Origin of the sequence: Pseudomonas sp. NPDC087690 (genome assembly GCF_044743175.1) — a bacterium.
Taxonomy (GTDB): domain Bacteria; phylum Pseudomonadota; class Gammaproteobacteria; order Pseudomonadales; family Pseudomonadaceae; genus Aquipseudomonas.
Genome location: NZ_JBIUVX010000016.1, coordinates 54,226 through 75,413, shown reverse-complemented (window position 1 = coordinate 75,413; position 21,188 = coordinate 54,226). Strand labels below are relative to the sequence as shown.

Genomic DNA, 21,188 nt, shown 5'->3' with positions numbered 1-21,188 from the left:
ATCAGCTTAGAACTTATAGCCCAGACCGACCATGTAGATGAACGGATCGACATCGACGTTCACCCTTGCGCGGGTGCCCGGAGCGACGGCGTTGTTTTCCACAGTGGCGCGGGTATCGATGTCGATGTAGCGCACTTGGGCGTTGAGCATGATGTTGTCGGTCAGCATGTAATCCGCACCGACCTGCCAGGCCAGACCCCAGGAGTTTTTCGCCTTGAAGTTGCTGAAGCCTGCAGTCTGCGCTTCGCTGCCGACGTGCTCGTCATAGATCCAGGTGTAGTTGATACCGCCGCCAACGTAAGGCTGGAAGGCCGACTTCGAATCCAGCGGGTAGTAGACGACGCTGAGGGTCGGCGGCAAGTGCTTCAGTGTGCCGAGCTTGCCGTTCGCGGCTGGGAGGGCAGTGCCCTTGAGCTTGACGTCATGCTCGAACGGCGTCGCCGCGAGCAATTCGAGGCCGACGTGATCGGTGAGCATGTAGGCGAAGTTCAGACCCAGTTGGGTATCGCTGCTCATGGTCGCCTTGCCGCCGAGATTGGTGCCACTCAACGGACCCTGATCGACCTTGACGCTGGAGCTGTCAGCCTTCGGGTTGACGGTGATTGCACCGGCGCGGATGAGGATGTCACCGGCCTCGTGGGCGTGGGCGAGCGGGGCTGCGAGCGCGAGGGCAAACAGCGAAGCACTGAGCAAGGACTTGTTCATGGGGGCTCCAAAGGACGTTAAAAATTTCTGATGTCCTATGGTACGAAGCCAACTGATACGGTCTTTTGACGCAGCTCAATGAAACAGTGAAGGGGCGGGTTTCTGTGGAACCTTGAGGGCCTCTTCGCGAGCAGGCTCGCTCCCACCCTGGAATGTGATCACCTGTGGGAGCGAGCCTGCTCGCGAAGACGATGGATCAACCAACACAAAACCGCCGGATTCACTCCGGCAGTTCGTAGACATAAATCTTGTCCGCATCCATCTGATACCCGGCATCCGCCAGTTCGCTGCTCGACGCCTTGACCTGCAACGGCCCTTCGACCCAGTACGGCTGATACAGCTCATCAAGCTTCACGCCCAACTCGCTTTTGACATGCACGATCTGGTTCGACGGTGGTGGCGGCACGTGGATGCAGGCGCCGAAATACGGCACCAGCAAAAAGTCCGTGGTGCGTCCTTCTTCGTTGACTTCCAGCGGCACGATGTAGCCCGGCAAACGAATGGTCTGCCCGTCGAGTGACTGCACCACTGGCGCATTCGGCAGATCCTGCTTCGCCGCTGGCGCGGACTCGGCAGACAACGCATCGCCCATCTTCGACAGGTCGTGCAGCGGCGTCATGTTCGGTACTTCCGGCGCGGCGTCCGGCGGAATCATTTCCGACCACGTCAGGTCTTTCGGCGCCGCTGCCCACACGGGCAGGGCGACCAGCAACAGCAGCGCAAGTGCAGCGCGGGGCATGGTGAACATCCTCATAAACGGATCGACAGGCCATCGGCCAAGGATTGGCGATAAGCGCGCCAGGCCGGCACGCTGCCCATCAGCAGCGCGGCCGCCAGAATGCCACCGAGCAGCGTCCATTCATACTCGCTCGGCCACGCCAGCGGCAGATACAAACCGTAATTGGCCTGCACGTAACCCTGCGCGGCGGCGATGCCGATGTACAGCAACGCCAGACCTGCGATGACGCCGGTCAGTGCCAGCGCGAAGGCCTCCAGCACCAGCAGGCTCGCGATGTGCCACGGCCGCGCCCCGACCGAGCGCAGAATCGCCATCTCGCGACGACGCTCGTTGAGGCTGGTGAGAATCGCCGTGAGCATGCCGATCAATCCGGTCAGCACGACGAACAACGACACCACGAACAACGCTTTTTCAGCGGTGCTCATCAGGCTCCACAACTCCTGCAACGCCACCCCCGGCAGGATCGCCAGCATCGGTTCGCCACGGAATTCATTGATCTCGCGTTGCACTGCAAAGGTGGAAATCTTGCTGTTGAGGCCGAGCATGAACGCGGTGATCGCTTGCGGCGTCAGGTCCATGTTGCGCGCCTGATCTGCGCTGATCCGCCCGTTGCCTCGGGCCGGCACGCCGTTGTGCCAGTCGATGTGAATCGCCTCCATGCCACCGAGACTGATGTGCAGTGTGCGGTCGACCGGGGTGCCGGTGCGCTTGAGGATGCCGACCACGGTGAACGGTTTGTCATCGTGCTTGACCAGACTGATCGCCGCCACGCCGTGGGCCAGCACCAGTTTGTCGCCGAGTTTGTAATGCAGCGCATCGGCCACTTCCGCGCCGAGCACCACTTCAAACGGATCGGTGGCAAACGCGCGACCGTCGGCGAGTGCCAGATGTTGCTGGCGACCGTACTGGTAATGCTCGAAATAGGCTTCGGTGGTGCCCATCACCCGGTAGCCGCGATGGGAATCGCCGAGGGACATCGGGATCGCCCACTTCACTTTCGGGTTGTTGGCAAAGTGTTCGAAGCTGTCCCAGCGGATGTTGTTGGTGGCGTTGCCGATGCGGAACACCGAGTACAGCAACAGGTTTACCGAACCGGAGCGAGCGCCGACGATCAGGTCGGTGCCGCTGATGGTGCTGGCGAAACTGGCTTTGGCCTCGGTGCGCACCCGTTCTACGGCGAGCAGCAGGCAGACCGACAGGGCGATGGCGAATGCCGTGAGCAAAGCGGTGAAGCGGCGGTTGGCCAGGCTGGCCATGGCCAGACGAAACAGATACATCTCAGACCTCGGCAGACGTGGCGGCGCGATTGAGTTCGGCCAGGGACAGATGACGGTCGAACAGCGGCGCCAGGCTCTGGTCGTGGCTGACGAACAACAGGCTGGAACCGGCTTCGCGGCATTCGGCGAACAATAGGCGAATGAAGTTTTCCCGGGCGTCGTAGTCAAGGGCCGAGGTCGGTTCGTCGGCGATAACCAGCTCAGGCTGACCGATCAAGGCGCGGGCAGCGGCGACGCGTTGTTGTTGGCCGATGGACAGCGAGTCAGCGCGACGGCTGAGTAGGCTTTCATCCTTCAGGCCCAAGTGGGCGAGGAGGGTGGCAGCGGCTTGGTCGACGCTGCCGTGGCGCTGTTTCGCCCGTTGCGCGCGCAGTTTCGAGAAGTGACACGGCAACTCGACATTCTCGCGTACCGAGAGAAACGGCAGCAGGTTGAACTGCTGGAAGATGTAGCCGGTGTGATCGACGCGGAAGGTGTCGCGGGCGCCGGCGGAGAGTTCGGTGAGTTCCTGGCCGAGCAGGCGAATGCTGCCGCGACCGGGCTTCTGCACGCCGCCGAGCAGGCCGAGCAGGGTGGTCTTGCCGCTGCCGCTGGGGCCTTTGAGGAAAAGGGTTTCGCCGGCTTCCAGACGAAACGCCGGGATGTCCAGCAACGGCGGGTGGCCGGGCCAGTTGAAGCCCAGGTCGGACAGTTCGATGAGTGCTTGGGTCATGGCACCAGTTTCAAAGTTGTAGACAGAACCCCTGTAGGAGCTGCCGAAGGCTGCGATCTTTTGATCTTGGCTTTTACAATCAAAAGATCGCAGCCTCGTTTCACTCGACAGCTCCTACAGGAGATTTACGGAGTGATCAGAATTTCAGCGCGGCAGCCTTGGCCGTCACTTCGGTACCTTGCTGGCCGTTCGTGCCGATCAGTTGTACCTGAATTTTCTGCGTGGCCGGGAAGGTCTTGAAGACGTTCGCCAGATCCAGGGTCTTCAACGCACCTGGTGTGGTACAGCTGAATTGGTAATGCGCATGGATTTCGCTGTGGTCGTGGTGATGCTCGTGGCCGTCCTTGTCCGCTTCATCGTCGTCATGGTCGTCGGCATCCGGCTTGTCACCGAACAGCGGGCTCTCCAGTTCCTGACTGATCACTTTGCAGCCGGCAGCAGACGGCAGGCTGAACAGGGCCAGCGGCTTTTCCAGTTGCGCACGGGCGGCAGCGACTTTGGCCTTGTCGGCATCCGTGGTGGCGGCGTGTTCGAAACCGACGAGGTTCATTGCCGGGCTTTCCAGCTCAAGCTCCAGGGTCTGCCCATCGAGCGCGGCGTTCAGTCGACCAACACCATGTTCATGCGCGCCAAGGCTACCGTGTTCATGATCGTGATCGTGGTCATGCTCATCAGCCGCATGGGCGATGGCCAGCGGCAACAGGGCAAACGGCAAAGCGAGCAGCAGACGACGCATGGCGGTCTCCGGGTAGTAAAGTGAAGAGTTTGTTATGTAATCTTATAACGAAAGTCCGCAGAGTTTGCCCGTGCGCTTGGCGTTGCACAAGTCCCGTGGGAGCATGCAGGTCATAAATGTGCGGGAGCGAACTCAATGTTGCGGATACGCGGAACCGTCGGCGACGTGCCGGTGGACTTGACGGTGGAACTGGATGACAACGACTGGGCCAGGCTCGGTTCGGCGCTGAATGCGCAGGCAGCGATCACCCAACCTGAGGTCGCCGCGTCGGCGCCAGCGGCAAAACCGCTGAATCAGGACGACGCGTTGTGGCAGGTGGCCAAGGATCTGTTGCGCAAGGCTGGGCAACTCAGCGGGCCGGATCTGCTTGATCAGCTTGAAGGACTGACGGGCAGCGCGGCGGCGGGCAAGCGCTTGCTGGTACGCCTGCGCCACAGTTCGGACGTGAAAGTGGTGAGCGGCGGGGATACGCCGCTCTACAGCTGGATCGAGTGAACCGCAAAAGATCGCAGCCTGCGGCAGCTCCTGCAAGGGTGTACACGATCCCAATGTAGGAGCTGCCGCAGGCTGCGATCTTTTGATCTTAATAAAGCGCAGCAAACATCTTGCGGCGGTACACCGTCACCAGCGGATGATCATTGCCCAGCAACTCGAACACCTGCAGCAAGGTTTTGTGCGGCAGGCCTTCGCTGTAGCTGCGGTTGCGGATAAACAACTTCAGTAGTGCATCCAGCGCCGCTTCATACTGCTGGCGCGCCAGTTGCTGAATCGCCAGTTGATACACCGCTTCATCGTCCTGCGGATTCTGCGCCAGACGGCTTTTCAGGTCGGCAGCATCCGGCAGATCACGCGCCAGGCCAAGGAATTTGATCTGCGCCTTGGCGCCGGCCAGTGCGGCTTTGTGCTCATCACTCTTGACCGCATCCAGCACGGTTTGCGCTTCGCCCAGTTCGCCGCGTTCAGTCAGGCAACGGGCATAGAGAATCAGCGCCTTGGCATTGGTGTTGTCTTCATTGAGCATCACCACCAGCGCCGCTTCGGCATCGGCGTAACGACCGTCATCGAACAACGCCTGAGCCTGCTCGAACGGATCGGCTGCGGCCGGTGGTGGCATCTGCACATGTGGCTCAAGCAGGGCGCGCACGGCGGATTCCGGTTGTGCACCGGCAAAACCGTCGACCGGTTGACCGTCCTTGAACAACACCACGGTCGGCAGGCTGCGAATGCCGAAACGGGCGACGATGTCCTGCTCGATGTCGCAGTTGACCTTGGCCAGCAGCAACTCGCCCTGATAGCTCTCGGCGATGCCCTGCAACATCGGCATCAACGCCTTGCACGGCGCACACCACTCGGCCCAGAAATCCACCAGCACCGGTTTGTTGAAAGAAGCCTCGATCACCGACTGGTCGAAATCGGCCGTCGTGGCGTCGAAGATGTACGGCGTTTGCTCACTCATGGGGGATCTCGTAGAAGCGTTGATGGTGCAACTATACGGCTTGGCGGGGTGTGGCCGGAAGCGGTCAGCTTTTGAGAGGTGTGTTGCATGGGCGGATGCCTTCGCGAGCAGGCTCGCTCCCACCCTGGAATGCATTCCCCTGTGGGAGCGAGCCTGCTCCGGGCGGCGTTCCGACGAAGCTTTTAGCTAGCGCCGCGCATGGTACAGGCTGACATGTCTGAACTCTTCCGGCTCGGCCAGATCCGGCAACGTCATCGCCTCAAGCATTTCAATGCGCTCATACAACGGATGCCGAAAATCCCGAACCCGAGAATCCGCCACCAACGCCTCTCGCCCACGGCTTAAAAACGCATCGAGTAACGGCAGATTCGCCCGGTCGTACAACACGTCAGCCACTAGAATCAGATCGAACCGGTCGGCCTCGGCAAAGAAATCCGTCGAATAGCTCATCTCGACATTATTCAGCGCGGCATTCGCCCGGCACGCGGAAATAGCCAGCGGATCGAGATCGCAGGCTACCACCTCCAGCGCCCCGGCCTTAACCGCCGCGATCCCGGCAATCCCGGAACCCGCGCCGAAATCCAGCACACGCTTGCCGCGCACCCACTCCGGGAACTCGTCCAGATAGCGCGCCACCGCCAGACCGCTGGCCCAGCAGAAACCCCAATAGGGTGGCTCGTGCAGAATTCGCTGGATTTCGTCCTGACTGAATTGGCGATCCATGTTGTCGCCATCGATCAGCCACAGCTGCAATTCGGTGTCCGGCAACGCACAGACCTTGAGTCTGGCGTCGCCGAGCAGTTCACCTAACGCCTGTTGCAGGTCGAGCGGTGCCGTCATGGTGCTTTGACAAATTGCAGTTGGCCCAGCGCCTGAGTGGTCGGCTGGGTGATGGTCTGCGACGGCAGGTGCAGGATCAATTGGCCGGACTGGCTGGCGCGACCGCGCAACTCAACCCGCGCACCGGCCGGGAAGGCGTCCGGGTTGAAACGCAGGCGGAACGGTAGAACCTGGTTGTTGCCGATCAGGCTGGAACTGGCGAGCAATTGTTGCGGGCGATCCTTTGCATCGATCACCAGCAACGCCAGCTCGACTTCGGCACCGGCCGGCACGCCCTGAAGGGTGCCACTCAATTCGCGTTGATAGGCGGGCAGCGGGCCAAGCTCGGCGGCCTCTTTGGCTTTTTTCTGCGCCTGTTGCGGCGCGGGGCCTGGCGTCGGCGGCTGAGGCTTGGGTGCATCGCTGCCACAGGCCACCAGCAGGCTGAAAAGACTGAGCAAAACGAGCGGACGTAACGGCATTGGATGCTCCGGCAAAATGAAATCCATGGATCAAACGATCATGCCGTTCTGTATACCGCAAAGCCTATGGCTTGTCTTGCCACCGGGATGCGCTACCATGGCCCTCCCTTTTTTTGTTGCCAGCCACCCGGCACGCCCCCTTCGGCGGTGCCAACGACCCCAAGGACATCGACTCGCGGCTGGTCGCCGAGGGCGAACAGGTGCGCCGCCGGCGTGAATGCCTGGCCTGCGGCGAACGTTTCACGACGTTCGAGACGGCCGAACTGGTGTTGCCGCGCCTGATCAAAACCGACGGCAGCCGCCAACCGTTCGACGAAGAAAAACTCCGTGCCGGCATGCAACGCGCCCTGGAGAAACGTCCGGTGAGCGTCGAGCGCCTCGAATCCTCTCTGGTTCACATCAAGCACAAGCTGCGCGCCACCGGCGAGCGCGAGGTCAAATCCCTCGTGGTCGGCGAACTGGTCATGGCCGAGCTGCAAAAGCTTGATGAAGTCGCCTACATCCGATTCGCGTCGGTGTACAAACGCTTCCAGGACCTCAACGAATTCCGCGAAGAAATCGACCGCCTCGCCCGCGAACCGGTGAAAGAATGACCACCGTCGCCGAGCAGGCCATCCTCGACGCCCACTTCATGGCGCGTGCGCTGGAACTGGCGCGCAAAGGTCACTACACCACCCATCCCAATCCTCGGGTTGGCTGCGTGGTGGTGCGTGACGGGCAGATTGTCGGCGAAGGCTGGCATCAACGTGCCGGCGAACCGCACGCCGAAGTCCATGCCCTGCGCGCCGCCGGTGAGCTGGCCCGGGGCGCGACCGCTTATGTGACCCTCGAACCGTGCAGCCACCATGGCCGCACGCCGCCGTGCGCCGATGCGCTGGTGAATGCTGGCGTAGGCCGCGTGGTCGCAGCGATGCGTGATCCTAATCCGCAGGTTGCCGGACGTGGATTGCAGCGCCTGGCCGATGCCGGCATCGCCACTGAAAGCGGTGTCCTGGAAGCTGAAGCGCGCAAGCTCAATCAAGGTTTTCTGAAGCGCATGGAACACGGCTTGCCGTTCGTGCGGGTCAAGTTGGCCATGAGCCTCGATGGTCGTACAGCGATGGAAAGTGGTGAGAGCCAGTGGATTACCGGCCCGGCCGCACGTTCAGCCGTACAGCGTCTGCGCGCTGAGGCCGCCGTGGTGCTGACCGGTGCCGATACGGTACTGGCCGATGGCGCGCGTTTGACTGTGCGGGCCGATGAATTGGGTCTGGATACCGAACAAACCGCATTGGTCATGAGCCGTCCGCCGCTACGCGTATTGATCGACGGCCGCCTACGGGTGCCGCTGGATGCGCCGTTCTTCAAGGCCGGCCCGGCGTTGGTCGCCACCTGTGTCGCGATCGAAGAGCAATACGCTCACGGTCCCGAGTGCCTGATCGTGCCGGGTGAGGACGGGCAGGTCGATCTGCATCAATTGCTGATCGAACTGGCCGGTCGCGGCGTCAACGAAGTGCTGGTTGAGGCGGGCCCACGTCTGGCCGGCGCCTTTGCTCAGTTGGGTCTGGTCGATGAGTTCGTGATCTTCATCGCCGGCAAGTTTCTCGGTTCCACGGCGCGTCCATTGCTGGACTGGCCGCTGGCCCATATGAAGGATGCGCCGGAGCTGAAAATCACTGAAATTCGCGCGGTGGGCGATGACTGGCGAGTCACTGCCAACCCTGTCCTTTCGGCGAGCGTATAATTCCCGGCCATCGCGTTAGCGCTGGCTCAGTTCTCAAGGAGAACCCCATGTTTACCGGCATCATCGAATCCATCGGCAGTATCCGCGCATTGACCCCAAAGGGCGGTGATGTGCGGGTCCACGTCGCCACCGGCAAGCTCGACCTGAGCGACGTCAAACTCGGCGACAGCATCGCGGTCAACGGCGTCTGCCTGACTGCCGTTGAACTGCCAGGCGACGGCTTTGCCGCCGACGTCAGCCGTGAAACCCTCGACTGCACCGCCATGAATGACCTGAAAAGCGGCAGCCCGGTCAATCTGGAAAAAGCCCTGACCCCGACCACCCGTCTCGGCGGGCACCTGGTCAGCGGTCACGTCGACGGCGTCGGCGAAATCGTCGCGCGCAGCGACAATGCCCGCGCCGTGGAATTTCGCATCCGCGCGCCGAAAGACCTGGCCAAGTACATCGCCCATAAAGGCTCGATCACCGTCGACGGCACCAGCCTGACCGTGAACGCCGTCGATGGCGCCGAGTTCATGCTGACGATCATTCCGCACACCCTGAGCGAAACCATCATGGCGTCGTACACGCCGGGTCGCCGGGTGAACCTGGAAGTCGATTTGCTGGCACGTTATCTGGAGCGTCTGCTTTTGGGCGACAAGGCCGCAGAGTCGACATCCGGCGGCACGATCACTGAAAGCTTTCTGGCCCAAAACGGCTACCTCAAATCCTGAAGCTCTAAATTCGAAAGAAGGGGGGTGCCTTGTGGCGCTCAATAGCATCGAAGAACTGGTTGAAGACATCCGCCAAGGCAAGATGGTCATCCTCATGGATGACGAAGACCGCGAGAACGAAGGCGACCTGATCATGGCCGCCGAGTGCTGCCAGGCCGAACACATCAACTTCATGGCCAAGCACGCCCGTGGCCTGATCTGCATGCCGATGAGCCGCGAGCGCTGCGAACTGTTGAAGCTGCCGCTGATGGCGCCGCGCAACGGTTCCGGTTTCGGCACCAAATTCACCGTTTCGATCGAAGCGGCCGAAGGCGTGACCACCGGCATCTCCGCCGCCGACCGTGCGCGCACTGTGCAAGCGGCTGCTGCCAAGGATGCCAAGGCTGAAGACATCGTCAGCCCGGGCCACATCTTCCCGCTGATGGCGCAGGCCGGCGGCACCCTCGCGCGCGCGGGCCACACCGAAGCCGCTTGCGACCTCGCACGCATGGCCGGTTTCGAGCCGAGCGGGGTGATCTGCGAAGTGATGAACGACGACGGCACCATGTCCCGTCGCGCCGAACTGGAAGCTTTCGCCGCTGAACACAACATCAAGATCGGCACCATTGCCGACCTGATTCACTACCGGATGATCCACGAGCGTACCGTTCAGCGGATTGCCGAGCAGCCGCTGGACAGTGAACTGGGCCAATTCAACCTGGTGACCTATCGTGATTCCGTGGAAGGCGACGTGCACATGGCGCTGACCCTGGGCACTGTTTGCGCCGAAGAGCCAACGCTGGTTCGCGTGCACAATATGGATCCGCTGCGTGACTTGCTGATGGTCAAGCAACCCGGCCGCTGGAGCCTGCGCGCCGCCATGGCGGCGGTTGCCGAGGCCGGTAGCGGTGTGGTGCTGTTGCTCGGTCACCCGCTCGATGGCGACGTGTTGCTGGCGCATATCCGTGAAACCGGTGATCAGCCGGCACCGAAAAAACCGACCACCTACAGCATCGTCGGTGCCGGTTCGCAGATCCTGCGAGACCTCGGTGTACGCAAAATGCGCTTGATGTCTGCGCCAATGAAATTTAATGCGATATCCGGTTTCGATCTGGAAGTTGTAGAATACGTGCCCTCCGAATAATGACCGGTTGTTTCCGGACTCCGATTCGCGGCAAATAAATCACTGAGGGACGCGTAGCAGACGCGTCCCGGCTCTTTAAGAGAACTGACGAATGACCCTGAAGACCATCGAAGGTACCTTCATCGCCCCTAAAGGCCGCTACGCTTTGGTAGTGGGCCGTTTCAACAGCTTCGTGGTTGAAAGCCTGGTCAGCGGTGCAGTTGATGCCCTGGTTCGCCACGGCGTGAGCGAAAGCGACATCACCATCATCCGCGCACCTGGCGCCTTCGAAATCCCGCTGGTAGCGCAGAAAGTCGCCCAGAAAGGTGAATTCGCAGCCATCATCGCCCTCGGCGCGGTCATTCGTGGCGGTACTCCGCACTTCGAATACGTGGCAGGCGAGTGCACCAAGGGTCTGGCCCAGGTGTCCATGGAGTTCGGCGTGCCGGTCGCTTTCGGCGTCCTGACCGTTGATTCCATCGAGCAAGCCATCGAACGTTCCGGCACCAAGGCCGGTAACAAAGGTGCCGAAGCTGCCCTGTCCGCTCTGGAAATGGTCAGCCTGCTGGCGCAGTTGGAGGCCAAGTGATTAGCGACGAAAGCGATCGTTTCAACCCGCGCGAGCCGCGTCCAACCGACGCCGGCAAGCCTTCGAAAAGTGAAAAGCGCCGCGCTGCCCGTCAGTTGGCGACTCAAGCGTTGTACCAGCGCCACATGGCCAGTACTTCGCTGAACGAAATCGAAGCGCAGTTCCGCGTCGATAACGATTTCACCTTCGCCGATGCCAGCTACTTCCACGACATCCTGCACGGTGTTCCGGCCAGTCTGACCGAGATCGACACTGCGCTGGCGCCGTGCCTGGACCTGACCATCGAAGAGCTCGACCCGGTTGAACTGTGCGTACTGCGCCTGTCGACCTGGGAACTGCTCAAGCGCGTTGACGTGCCGTACCGCGTTGTGATCAACGAAGGTATCGAGCTGGCGAAAGTCTACGGTTCGACCGACGGTCACAAGTTCGTCAACGGCGTGCTCGACAAGCTGGCGCCGCGCCTGCGTGAAGCTGAAGTGAAGGCGTTCAAGCGCTGAAACGCGCTTGAAACCTCAATGGGCGAATTCGAGCTGATCCGCAATTTCTTCGCCGCCGCGCCTTGTGCGCAGGGCGGCGAAGGCGTTGCTCTGGGGATCGGCGATGACTGCGCCTTGCTCGCTGTTCCCCCCGGGGAACAGTTGGCGATTTCCACCGATACGCTGGTGGCCGGTGTGCATTTCGCCGACCCCTGCGATCCGTTTCTGCTCGGTCAGCGCTCGCTGGCCGTCGCGGTCAGCGATCTGGCCGCCATGGGCGCCACGCCCGTTGCCTTTACCCTTGCCCTGACTGTGCCGACGGTGACTGCCGATTGGTTGCAGGCCTATGCCCACGGTTTGAACCGCATGGCGCAGAACTGCGGCGTTGCGTTGGTGGGCGGCGATACCACGCGCGGGCCGTTGAGCCTGACGGTGACCGTGTTTGGTCGCGTGCCTGCGGGCCTGGCGTTGACCCGTAGCGGTGCGCAGCCGGGTGACTTGCTATGTGTCGGCGGTGAGCTGGGCAATGCCGCTGGCGCACTGCCGCTGGTGCTGGGGCAGCGTGACGCCGAAGCGCCTATCGCCCAACCGCTGCTCGATCATTACTGGTCGCCGCAGCCGCAACTCGCCCTCGGTCAGGCCCTGCGCGGCAAAGCCACGTCGGCGCTGGATATCTCCGATGGCCTGCTCGCCGATTGCGGTCATATCGCGCTGGCATCACAGGTGCGGCTTGAGATTGAACGCGAGCGCGTACCGCTGTCGGATGCATTAGTGGCGTTTCTCGGTCAGCGCGGCGCCGAGCGTGCCGCGCTGAGCGGCGGCGATGATTACGTGCTGGCGTTCACCCTGCCGTCCGTCGAGTTGCCGGCGTTGTTGGCCAATGGCTGGCCGATCCATGTGATCGGTCGTGTGTCAGAAGGTCAGGGCGTGATTCTGCTGGATCGCGAAGGGCACGACATCACCCCGCAAATCCGGGGCTATCAACATTTTCAGGAGACACCGTGACAGATCACCCGAAACAGGTTCCGGCCGAATTCGTTCCGCCGTCGGTCTGGCGCAATCCCTGGCATTTCCTCGCGTTCGGCTTTGGCTCCGGCACCTTGCCGAAAGCGCCGGGCACGTGGGGCTCGTTAGTTGCGCTACCCTTTATTCCGTTGTGGCAGATGTTGCCCGATTGGGGTTACTGGTTGATGCTCGGGATCACCATGCTGTTCGGCTTCTGGCTGTGCGGCAAGGTCGCCGACGATCTGCGGGTACACGACCACGAAGGCATCGTCTGGGACGAAATGGTCGGGATGTGGATCACCCTCTGGCTGGTGCCGGAAGGCTGGTACTGGTTGCTCGCGGGTTTTCTGGTGTTCCGTTTCTTCGACATTCTCAAACCATGGCCAATTCGCTGGATCGACCGGCATGTGCATGGCGGCGTCGGCATCATGCTCGACGACGTGCTGGCCGGCGTATTTGCCTGGCTGGCGATGCAGGGGCTGGTGTGGGTTTTCGCCTGATTCCAAGGGATGTCAGGGGTAAGTGAGGAGACTAGGGATGGCTCGACGCTGGTTGGCGGTGATGTTTTTTGCTTTGCTGGGCACGGTGGCCAGTGCGCAGGAAGCTGTGCCGACGCCTGCGGTCATCCATCTGGCCAGCGAAGACTGGGAAGACTACACCGCCGCCGACGGCCATGGCCTCGGTTGGGACGTGTTGCGCAAGGTGTTCGAACCGGCCGGCGTGAAGCTGGACATTCGCACGGTGCCGTACACCCGTTCGATCGGTCTGGTGCAGTTGAAGGAAGTCGATGCGCTGGTCGGCTCCTATCGCGACGAAGCCGAGCAAGTCCTGTATCCGCACTGGAATTTTGATTCCGACCACATTTACGCACTGGGTCTGGCGAGCAACCCATCGCCGACTCAGGCGACGCTGGGCAAGTATCGCCTGGCCTGGGTGCGTGGCTATCGTTACGAAAACTACCTGCCGAACATCAAGCGTTACAACCAGATCGAGCGTCGTACCGGCATTCTGTCGATGCTCAAGCAGGGGCGGGCGGATTACTACATTGATGCGTTGACCGAGATTGAAGCCGTGGTGAAAACCGCAGCCGATCCAGCGCAGTATCGCTATTCACACCTGGCCGAGCTGCCGCTGTTTCTCGGCTTTGCCGACACTCCGCAGGCGCGAGCGCTGATGGCTCTGTATGACCAGCGTATGGAGCAGTTGGTGAAGAGCGGCGAGTTGAAACCGATTTTCGAGAAGTGGCAGCAGCCGTATCCCTTCAACCCGAACTGACCACATACCCCTGTGGGAGCGAGCCTGCTCGCGAAAGCGGTGGTTCAGCCAGCATTGGGGCGACTGACAGGACGCCTTCGCGAGCAGGCTCGCTCCCACAAGGATCTACGCCAGTCAGTAGTTATCAAACTTTTTGATCGTTATCCCCGATAATTCAGCCTAAGCGTCTGCAGGAACCTGCTGTTACAATGCCCGCCTGCGAATTTTCAGACTCTTTAGATCAGGAGCACGCCGGTGCCTGTCGTCTTTGTCGCCGCTTCCAAGCTGCCAACACCTTTTGCGCAATTCACCATGCACGGTTTTCTCGATGAAGCCACCGGCCGCGAGCACGTCGTGCTGAGCCTGGGTGAAATTGCCGACGGTGCCCCGGTACTCGGCCGGTTGCACTCCGAATGCCTGACGGGCGATGCCTTGTTCAGCCAGCGTTGTGACTGCGGCTCGCAACTCGAAGGCGCGCTCAAGGCGATCGCTCGCGAGGGCCGTGGCGTGTTGCTGTACCTGCGCCAGGAAGGTCGTGGCATCGGTCTGCTGAACAAGATTCGCGCTTATGAATTGCAGGACGGCGGCGCCGACACCGTTGAAGCCAACGAGCGTCTGGGCTTTGCCGCCGACCAGCGCGACTACGCCATGTGCCTGCCGATGCTTGAGCATCTGGGCGTGAAATCCCTGCGCCTGATGACCAACAACCCGCGCAAGGTCAAAGCCTTGACCGACATGGGCATCACCGTGGCGGAGCGCGTGCCGTTGCACACTGGCCACAACCCGCACAACAAACTGTACCTGGCGACCAAGGCCAGCAAGCTCGACCACATGATGGGCAACGAGCACCAGGGCGAGGTTGATCGCGCGTGACCCGTGGTCAGGTGCGGCGCCGATTGTCGGTCGATTGGTGGAAATACCTGGCGCTGGCGCTGGTGCCGCTGTTCGTGCTCAACGCACTGTTTGGTCAGGGCAAAGGAATTCTGCCAGTACTGGCGATGCCGTTTTTTATCGCCGGTGTGGCATCGATGTTTGTCAGCCTGAAGTTTTTCGGCCGTTACAAACATGCGCTGATCGCCACGCAAAAAGCCCTCGATACCCCGGATGAACCGGCCGCGTGGATTGCCCTCGCTGCGCGTCGTCGGGCGGCTTTTCTGGCGGCAGCCTTGCCGGCGTGGATCGGCGCACTGGCGGTGTTCGTCGGTCTCGAAGCAGTGCCACTGATGCTGCTGGCACTGTCCACGGCGGTGCTGTTTTATCTCTACCGTATCCCGCGTCAACTCGGCTGATGCGCTGTCTCTGGCTGGCGGTTCTGCTGCTGGCCGTCAGTGGCCCTGCGCTAGCGCAACTGCGAGTGGTCAGCCTCGCGCCGTCGCTTTCTGAAATCGTCGTTGAACTGGATTCGGCTGATCTGTTGGTCGGTGTGCTGGATGCCGGTGAGCGTCCGACCGAGATTGCCAGCGTGCCGTCGGTTGGGCGCTATGGGCAACTCGACATGGAACAGTTGCTGAGCTTAAAGCCTGATTTGCTGTTGCTGTGGCCCGGCAGCGTCGGCCCGGCGCAGCGTGATCAGCTCAAGCGTCTGGGCATCCCGACCTTCGTTGCCGAACCGCATTCCCTCGAACAACTCGCTGCGCAGATCGAAGGCATTGCCGCGCAGTTGGGGCGTCCCGAGCGTGGGGTGAAACGTGCGGCTGCGTTGCGCGACCAACTCGCAGCGCTTCGCCAGCGTTATCGCCGGGATGTGCCGTTGCGGGTGTTCTACCAAGTCTGGGACAAGCCGCTGTACACCGTCGGGGGCGGGCAGATCATCAGTGATGCGCTGGAAGTGTGCGGGGCGCGCAATGTGTTCGGCGATCTGAGTCTGCCGGCGCCACAGGTGAGTATCGAGGCGGTGTTGCAGCGTGATCCGGAGGTGATTCTGGCGGGGGATCAGGCGCAGTTGAATGCGTGGAAGGCCTGGCCGCAAGTGGCAGCGGTGAAACAGGGGAAATTACTGTTGGTCACCGATAAAGGCCTTGAACGCCCCAGCGGCCAGATGATCGACGCCACCGCCAAGCTCTGCCAATTGATCGCGCCGAACAGGTGATTCTGTAGGAGCTGCCGAAGGCTGCGATCTTTTGACCTTGTTGTTTGACTGAGTCGGAAACGCCGAAGATCAAGATCAAAAGATCGCAGCCTTCGGCAGCTCCTACAGGGGGCTCAGTTGATTTCGGGAGTCCAGGTCACCCCAAACATCCACACCCGACCTTCCTCGCGATAACCGTACTGGCTGCCGTCATAGCTGTAATTCGCCCGGCTGTAACCCTTGTCCAACAGGTTGTCGACCTTCAGATCCAGCTTGATCTCGCGATTCAACGCCCAACTGCTGCGCAAGCCGAACAGCGCATAGCCACCCAGCGCCTGCGTATTGTCCTTGTCGTCATAACTGCTGCTGACCGCCTGCCAACTGGCGCCGAGGCTGACTTGGTCAAACTGTCGATCCAGATCCCAACTCAACGTGCGCCGCGCACGCCGGGCCAAGGTGTGTCCGCTATCGCGGTCGCGCGGGTCGATGATCGCCACGCCCAGATTGCTCTGCCAGTTGAACAGCTCCTGCTTCAGCGCCGCTTCAAAGCCGTTGATTCGAGCTGAAGCGACATTTTCCGGACGTGAATTGCTGCCGAAGATAATTGCGTCTTCCAGATCCGTTCGGTAAATCGAGGCTTCGAGACGGCTGCTGTCGGTCAACTGGCTACGCCATTGCAGCTCGTAACTTTTCGAGGTTTCCGGCTTCAGATTCGGGTTGCTGAAATCCGGGTAGTAAAGGTCGTTGAAAGTCGGTGCACGAAAGCCTTCGCTGTAGCTGAGCAGCAGATCGTTGTCCGGATTCAGTGGCAGGGTGAACGTGCCACTCCAGGTGTTCTGGCTGCCAAACTGCTGGTTGTCGTCGTGACGCAGACCGAGTTCAGTGGAGAAACTGTCGGCCTGATAACGATGCTGGATAAATGCCGCCCGGTTCCAGCGGCTGTCCTCATCGAATGCGGTGCTGCTGTTGACTCGATCTTCGTACCAGTCGCCGCCGAGGATCAGGCTGTTGCGCGCGTCCAGAGTCAGGTCGTTCTGCCAGTTCACCGAGTCGCGGTAGGTGTTGAACACCGTGCGCTCGTCGCTGAGTTTGTCGAAGGTCTTCTCGCGGTTTTCGGTGTGGCCGAACTCGACGCGGGTTTTCCAGGTTTCGTTGACCCGCGCGTCGACGTAACTGCTGACGCTGCTGACGTTGAAATCGCTGTAGGGCTGCTGCTGCACCGAATCGAACGTGGTCGTGTCGAAGCGGCCGAAGGGGTTGTCGAACTCGCTCTTGCCTCGGTTATCCAGCAGATTGGCACCAATTTCGATGTCATCGGTCAGCGCATGACTGAGGCTCAGGCTGACGGACTTATTGCGGTAAGCATCGTGATCGCTGTCGCTTGGGTACGACTCATGGGTACGGTCGATCCCGGCGGTTTCATCCAGGCTCGCACCAAGATTGAAGCGGGTTTTATCGTCGCCCCCGGATAGCCCAAGGCTGCGTTCCCAGGTCTGGTTGCTGCCAAAACCGACGTGCATCCGCGGCTGCAAACCCTGTTCGCTGCCACGGCGGGTGAAGATCTGGATCACCCCGCCAATCGCATCGCTGCCGTAAATCACCGAACGCGAACCGCGCAGCACTTCCACGCGCTCGATCTGTGCGATGTTCAGGTGCTGCAGATTGCTGTCGCCCGAGGTGGAGTTGCCGATGCGCTGGCCATCGACCAAAACCAGACTTTGCGCCGATTGCGTGCCGCGAATGTAGATCCCCGGCAGACTGCCGCGCCCGCCGGTCTGCGCCACTTGCACGCCCGGCACGCGCCGCAGCAAGTCCGGCACGTCGCTCGGTTGCAGACGATCGATGTCTTCGCGAGTGAATACCGTGTTGGCGGCGCTGCTGTCGTTGCGCGCTTCGATCTGACGGTTGGCGGAGATCAGCACATCCGGCAGTTTCAGTGCCTGATCACGCTCGAAGTTGTCGGCGAGGGCGTTGGCCGATGGCAGCAGAAAGAAGGGCAGGGCGAGGCGCGAGAGGTTCATCGGGCGTCCGTTGTCATTGTTGATATCCACAAAACAAATGTGGGAGCGAGCCTGCTCGCGAATGCGGTGTATCAGTCAGCAATGATTTGACTGACAGTCCGCCTTCGCGAGCAGGCTCGCTCCCACAGGGGTATTGCGTTTACTTGTCGAGCAGGGTCAGACGCTCACGAATCGACGCTTCGATCCCGGCCTCATCCAGCCCGCATTCGGCCAGCATCTGCGCCGGTTTCGCGTGCTCGACGTAAACATCCGGCAAGCCCAGATGCAACATCGACTTGAGGATGTTCTCCCGTGCCAGGAACTCGCTGACCGCGCCGCCGGCGCCGCCCATGATTGCGTTCTCTTCGATGGTCACCAGCAACTCGTGGCTGCCGGCAATCTCGCGTACCAGCGCTTCATCCAGTGGCTTGACGAAACGCATGTCGACCACCGTGGCATCCAGCTTCTCGGCGACTTTCAGCGCCTCGGCCAGTTGCACACCGAACACCAGCAAAGCCACCTTGCTGCCATGACGGCGGACGATGCCCTTGCCGATTTCGATCGGCTCGAGATCTTTCTCGATGGCGGCATTCGGGCCGCTGCCGCGTGGATAACGCACTGCCGCCGGGCCGTTGTAGAGATGGCCGGTGGTGAGCATCTTGCGCAGCTCGTTTTCATCGCTCGGGGTCATGATGACCATGCCCGGGATGCAACGCAGGTACGACAGATCGAAACTGCCAGCGTGGGTCGGACCGTCTTCGCCGACCAGACCGGCACGGTCGATGGCGAACAACACGTCGAGGTTTTGCACCGCAACGTCATGCACCAGTTGATCGTAACCACGCTGCAGGAACGTCGAGTAGATCGCCACTACCGGTTTTGCGCCTTCGCAGGCCATGCCGGCAGCGAATGTCACCGCGTGTTGCTCGGCAATTGCCACGTCGAAGTAGCGCAGCGGGAAGCGTTCGCTGAACGCCACCAGATCCGAGCCTTCCTTCATCGCCGGGGTGATCCCGACCAGACGTGGATCGGCGGCGGCCATGTCGCACAGCCACTCGCCAAACACTGCTGAATACTTTGGCCCGCTGGCCTGCTTCGGCGCGGCGGCCGGAGCGTCCAGTGGTTCGAGTTTGGTGATGGCGTGGTAACCGATCGGGTCGACTTCCGCCGGGGCGAAGCCTTTGCCTTTCTTGGTGACGATGTGCAGGAACTGCGGGCCTTTCAGATCGCGCATGTTGCGCAGCGTGGCGATCAGCGTTGGCAGGTCGTGGCCGTCGATCGGGCCGATGTAGTTCCAGCCCAGCTCTTCGAACAGGGTGCCGGGAACCAGCATGCCTTTGGCGTATTCTTCGGTACGACGGGCGATTTCCCAGGCGCCGGGCAGGCGCGACAGGACTTTCTTGCTGCCTTCACGCATGCTCGCGTAAGTGCGGCTGGAAAGGATCTTCGCCAGATAATTCGACAGACCGCCGACATTGCGCGAGATCGACATGTCGTTGTCGTTGAGGATCACCAGCATGTTGGCGTTCACTTCCGGCGCATGGTTCAGCGCCTCGAAGGCCATGCCGGCGGTCAACGCGCCGTCGCCGATCACCGCGATTGCCTTGCGATCGCTGTTCTGCAGGCGGGCTGCAATGGCCATGCCCAGCGCAGCGCTGATCGAGGTGCTGGAGTGGCCGACGCCAAAGGTGTCGTACTCGCTCTCGGCGCGACGCGGGAACGCGGCAATGCCGTCCTTCTGACGCAGGCTGCCCATGCGCTCGCGGCGACCGGTGAGGATCTTGTGCGGATAGGCCTGATGACCGACGTCCCACAGCAGACGGTCGTCCGGTGTGTCGAAGACGTAATGCAACGCGATGGTCAGCTCGATCACGCCCAGGCCGGCACCGAAATGCCCACCGGTCTGACCGACCGTGTAGAGCAGTTCCAGGCGCAACTCATCGGCCAGGGTTTCCAGCTCGGCTTCGCCTAACCGGCGCAGGCCGTCCGGCGTGTTCGCGCGGTCGAGCAGGGGCGTGGTCGGGCGCTTGCGGGGAATCTCATGAAACGTCGTGGGCATCAGGCGAATCGTTATAGGTATAGAAGATGCGGCAGTTTACCTGATGCATCGCCCCCTGCCCACGCGTTGGTTTTTTTTGGCGGATTCGCCGTCAGCTGCGGCGCTCGACGATATACCGGGCCAGCTCGCGCAAAGGCTCGGCTGCCGCGTCAAACGGTCGCAGGGCGTGCAGGGCCTGATCACGCAGTTCCAGCGCGTAGGCTTTGGCGGCGTCGAGACCGAGCAGGGCCGGGTAAGTTGGTTTGTCACGAGCGATGTCGGCGCCCTGGCGTTTGCCGAGGGTTTCGGTATCGCTTTCGACGTCGAGGATGTCGTCCTGCACCTGAAAGGCCAGGCCGATGGCCTGTGCATATGACTGCAGGGCCTTGAGTTCATCCTGCTCGGCACGGCCGCTGGCCAGAGCGCCGAGTTTGACGCTGACTTCGATCAGCGCGCCGGTCTTGTGCCGGTGCATCTGTTCGAGGGCTTGCTGATCGAGTTTCAAACCGACCGAACCAAGGTCGATGGCTTGACCGCCGACCATGCCTGCCGGGCCGGCGGCGTTAGCCAGCGCGGTGACCATTTGCAGGCGAATGTCGCTGCTGCAATCGCTCAAGCGCGGGTCAAGCAGGGTGCTGAAGGCCAGGCTCTGCAAACCGTCACCGGCGAGAATCGCGCAGGCTTCGTCGAATTTCTTGTGCGTGGTTGGCTGGCCGCGACGCAGATCGTCGTCGTCCATCGCCGGCAAATCATCGTGAACCAGCGAATAAGCGTGGATCAGCTCGACCGCGCAAGCCGCGCCGTTGGCTTGCTCAGCCTTGCCACCGAGCGCTTCGCACGCGGCGTAGGCCAGCAGCGGGCGCACGCGTTTGCCGCCGTTCATCACGCTGTAGCGCATGGCTTCGTAAAGCCGCGCCAGCTCCGGCAACGGCGCATTGAACAGGGTTTCCAGCGCTGCGTTAACCCGGGTCTGGCTGGTCGCCGTGTACGCCGCAATCATTCTGGCTGTTCCGCGTCGAAGGGTTCCTCGGCGAGTTCGCCATCGCGCTCCAGCAGCACTTGCACCTTCTGCTCGGCTTGCGCCAGCGCTGCCTGGCAATCACGGGTCAGACCGATGCCCTGCTCGAAAGCGGTCAGCGAGTCTTCCAGCGACAATTCACCGTTCTCCAGACGCTCGACCAGTGTTTGCAGGTCGGCGAGGGACTGTTCGAAATCCAGTGCAGCTTTTTTGCGGGCCATGGCGGCGATTTCCGGTTGACGTTAAACCGGCGCGACACTAGCAGATAGGGGGTTT

General features: G+C 61.4%; 25 protein-coding genes. 13 read left to right on the top strand and 12 right to left on the bottom strand.

Annotated elements, in window-relative coordinates:
- Positions 1-6 precede the first annotated feature (6 nt).
- The 5 genes from ACIPIZ_RS17030 to ACIPIZ_RS17010 all read right to left on the bottom strand — a co-directional run bounded on the left by ACIPIZ_RS17030 (position 7) and on the right by ACIPIZ_RS17010 (position 4,169).
- Positions 7-705: an OmpW family protein gene (locus ACIPIZ_RS17030; protein WP_064392214.1), complete on the bottom strand. Its 699-nt coding sequence runs from the start codon at positions 703-705 to the stop codon at positions 7-9.
- A 220-nt stretch (positions 706-925) separates the two neighbouring features.
- Positions 926-1,444, bottom strand: a complete 519-nt coding sequence (locus ACIPIZ_RS17025; protein WP_064392280.1) for a DUF3299 domain-containing protein — start codon at positions 1,442-1,444, stop codon at positions 926-928.
- An 11-nt stretch (positions 1,445-1,455) separates the two neighbouring features.
- A complete protein-coding gene (locus ACIPIZ_RS17020; protein ID WP_401166209.1) occupies positions 1,456-2,721 on the bottom strand; it encodes an ABC transporter permease in 1,266 nt (421 codons plus the stop codon).
- Position 2,722: 1 nt separating this feature from the next.
- Positions 2,723-3,433, bottom strand: a complete 711-nt coding sequence (locus tag ACIPIZ_RS17015; RefSeq protein WP_090286721.1) for an ABC transporter ATP-binding protein — start codon at positions 3,431-3,433, stop codon at positions 2,723-2,725.
- A 136-nt stretch (positions 3,434-3,569) separates the two neighbouring features.
- Positions 3,570-4,169, bottom strand: a complete 600-nt coding sequence (locus ACIPIZ_RS17010; protein ID WP_122853717.1) for a DUF2796 domain-containing protein — start codon at positions 4,167-4,169, stop codon at positions 3,570-3,572.
- A 135-nt stretch (positions 4,170-4,304) separates the two neighbouring features.
- Between ACIPIZ_RS17010 and ACIPIZ_RS17005 the strand changes: the two genes are divergently transcribed.
- Positions 4,305-4,664 carry a hypothetical protein gene (locus tag ACIPIZ_RS17005; protein WP_122853718.1) on the top strand — a complete coding sequence of 120 codons (360 nt, stop codon included), beginning with the start codon at positions 4,305-4,307 and terminating at the stop codon, positions 4,662-4,664.
- A gap of 88 nt (positions 4,665-4,752) precedes the next feature.
- Here ACIPIZ_RS17005 and trxA read toward each other — a convergent pair whose 3' ends face one another.
- From trxA to ACIPIZ_RS16990, 3 genes are all read right to left on the bottom strand, one after another.
- Positions 4,753-5,625 (bottom strand): thioredoxin, encoded by an 873-nt coding sequence (gene trxA, locus ACIPIZ_RS17000; protein ID WP_122853719.1) that lies wholly within the window; start codon positions 5,623-5,625, stop codon positions 4,753-4,755.
- Positions 5,626-5,811: 186 nt separating this feature from the next.
- Positions 5,812-6,465 (bottom strand): class I SAM-dependent methyltransferase, encoded by a 654-nt coding sequence (locus tag ACIPIZ_RS16995; protein WP_401166206.1) that lies wholly within the window; start codon positions 6,463-6,465, stop codon positions 5,812-5,814.
- Positions 6,462-6,926, bottom strand: a complete 465-nt coding sequence (locus ACIPIZ_RS16990; RefSeq protein WP_064392278.1) for a YbaY family lipoprotein — start codon at positions 6,924-6,926, stop codon at positions 6,462-6,464. The genes ACIPIZ_RS16995 and ACIPIZ_RS16990 overlap by 4 nt, the downstream gene beginning before the upstream one ends.
- A 116-nt stretch (positions 6,927-7,042) precedes the next feature.
- On the opposite strand from ACIPIZ_RS16990, the gene nrdR reads away from it, so the two are divergent.
- From nrdR to ACIPIZ_RS16930, 12 genes are all read left to right on the top strand, one after another.
- Complete coding sequence (gene nrdR / locus ACIPIZ_RS16985; RefSeq protein ID WP_401166232.1) at positions 7,043-7,519, top strand: transcriptional regulator NrdR; 477 nt, start codon at positions 7,043-7,045, stop codon at positions 7,517-7,519.
- Positions 7,516-8,649 carry a bifunctional diaminohydroxyphosphoribosylaminopyrimidine deaminase/5-amino-6-(5-phosphoribosylamino)uracil reductase RibD gene (gene ribD, locus ACIPIZ_RS16980; RefSeq protein WP_401166204.1) on the top strand — a complete coding sequence of 378 codons (1,134 nt, stop codon included), beginning with the start codon at positions 7,516-7,518 and terminating at the stop codon, positions 8,647-8,649. Before nrdR ends, ribD begins: the two co-directional genes overlap by 4 nt.
- Before the next feature lie 47 nt (positions 8,650-8,696).
- The gene (locus ACIPIZ_RS16975) at positions 8,697-9,362 is read left to right on the top strand and encodes a riboflavin synthase (protein ID WP_105709087.1); all 666 of its coding nucleotides are present in this window, start codon (positions 8,697-8,699) and stop codon (positions 9,360-9,362) included.
- Between the two features lie 31 nt (positions 9,363-9,393).
- The gene (gene ribBA, locus ACIPIZ_RS16970; RefSeq protein ID WP_008081846.1) at positions 9,394-10,485 is read left to right on the top strand and encodes a bifunctional 3,4-dihydroxy-2-butanone-4-phosphate synthase/GTP cyclohydrolase II; all 1,092 of its coding nucleotides are present in this window, start codon (positions 9,394-9,396) and stop codon (positions 10,483-10,485) included.
- A 91-nt stretch (positions 10,486-10,576) separates the two neighbouring features.
- On the top strand, positions 10,577-11,053 hold the full coding sequence (gene ribE, locus ACIPIZ_RS16965) for a 6,7-dimethyl-8-ribityllumazine synthase (RefSeq protein ID WP_003228649.1): 477 nt from the start codon (positions 10,577-10,579) through the stop codon (positions 11,051-11,053).
- The gene (gene nusB, locus ACIPIZ_RS16960) at positions 11,050-11,550 is read left to right on the top strand and encodes a transcription antitermination factor NusB (RefSeq protein ID WP_034153728.1); all 501 of its coding nucleotides are present in this window, start codon (positions 11,050-11,052) and stop codon (positions 11,548-11,550) included. Before ribE ends, nusB begins: the two co-directional genes overlap by 4 nt.
- An 18-nt stretch (positions 11,551-11,568) precedes the next feature.
- A complete protein-coding gene (gene thiL / locus ACIPIZ_RS16955; RefSeq protein ID WP_064392196.1) occupies positions 11,569-12,534 on the top strand; it encodes a thiamine-phosphate kinase in 966 nt (321 codons plus the stop codon).
- Entirely contained in the window at positions 12,531-13,034 is a 504-nt protein-coding gene (locus ACIPIZ_RS16950; protein WP_011336134.1) for a phosphatidylglycerophosphatase A, read from the top strand. Before thiL ends, ACIPIZ_RS16950 begins: the two co-directional genes overlap by 4 nt.
- A gap of 37 nt (positions 13,035-13,071) precedes the next feature.
- A complete protein-coding gene (locus ACIPIZ_RS16945; protein WP_401166201.1) occupies positions 13,072-13,809 on the top strand; it encodes a substrate-binding periplasmic protein in 738 nt (245 codons plus the stop codon).
- 234 nt (positions 13,810-14,043) lie between these two features.
- Entirely contained in the window at positions 14,044-14,661 is a 618-nt protein-coding gene (gene ribA, locus ACIPIZ_RS16940) for a GTP cyclohydrolase II (protein WP_016984117.1), read from the top strand.
- Positions 14,658-15,077 (top strand): hypothetical protein, encoded by a 420-nt coding sequence (locus ACIPIZ_RS16935; RefSeq protein WP_064392192.1) that lies wholly within the window; start codon positions 14,658-14,660, stop codon positions 15,075-15,077. The genes ribA and ACIPIZ_RS16935 overlap by 4 nt, the downstream gene beginning before the upstream one ends.
- Entirely contained in the window at positions 15,077-15,877 is an 801-nt protein-coding gene (locus tag ACIPIZ_RS16930) for a cobalamin-binding protein (RefSeq protein ID WP_401166199.1), read from the top strand. The genes ACIPIZ_RS16935 and ACIPIZ_RS16930 overlap by 1 nt, the downstream gene beginning before the upstream one ends.
- A 113-nt stretch (positions 15,878-15,990) precedes the next feature.
- On the opposite strand, the gene ACIPIZ_RS16925 is transcribed toward ACIPIZ_RS16930, so the two are convergent.
- The 4 genes from ACIPIZ_RS16925 to ACIPIZ_RS16910 form a co-directional block, all read right to left on the bottom strand.
- Positions 15,991-17,877 carry a TonB-dependent receptor domain-containing protein gene (locus ACIPIZ_RS16925; protein ID WP_105709091.1) on the bottom strand — a complete coding sequence of 629 codons (1,887 nt, stop codon included), beginning with the start codon at positions 17,875-17,877 and terminating at the stop codon, positions 15,991-15,993.
- 139 nt (positions 17,878-18,016) lie between these two features.
- Entirely contained in the window at positions 18,017-19,915 is a 1,899-nt protein-coding gene (gene dxs / locus ACIPIZ_RS16920) for a 1-deoxy-D-xylulose-5-phosphate synthase (RefSeq protein WP_401166198.1), read from the bottom strand.
- A 91-nt stretch (positions 19,916-20,006) separates the two neighbouring features.
- Positions 20,007-20,894 carry a (2E,6E)-farnesyl diphosphate synthase gene (ispA, locus tag ACIPIZ_RS16915; protein ID WP_401166196.1) on the bottom strand — a complete coding sequence of 296 codons (888 nt, stop codon included), beginning with the start codon at positions 20,892-20,894 and terminating at the stop codon, positions 20,007-20,009.
- Positions 20,891-21,133: an exodeoxyribonuclease VII small subunit gene (locus ACIPIZ_RS16910; RefSeq protein WP_003228627.1), complete on the bottom strand. Its 243-nt coding sequence runs from the start codon at positions 21,131-21,133 to the stop codon at positions 20,891-20,893. Before ACIPIZ_RS16910 ends, ispA begins: the two co-directional genes overlap by 4 nt.
- Between the last annotated feature and the right edge of the window lie 55 nt (positions 21,134-21,188).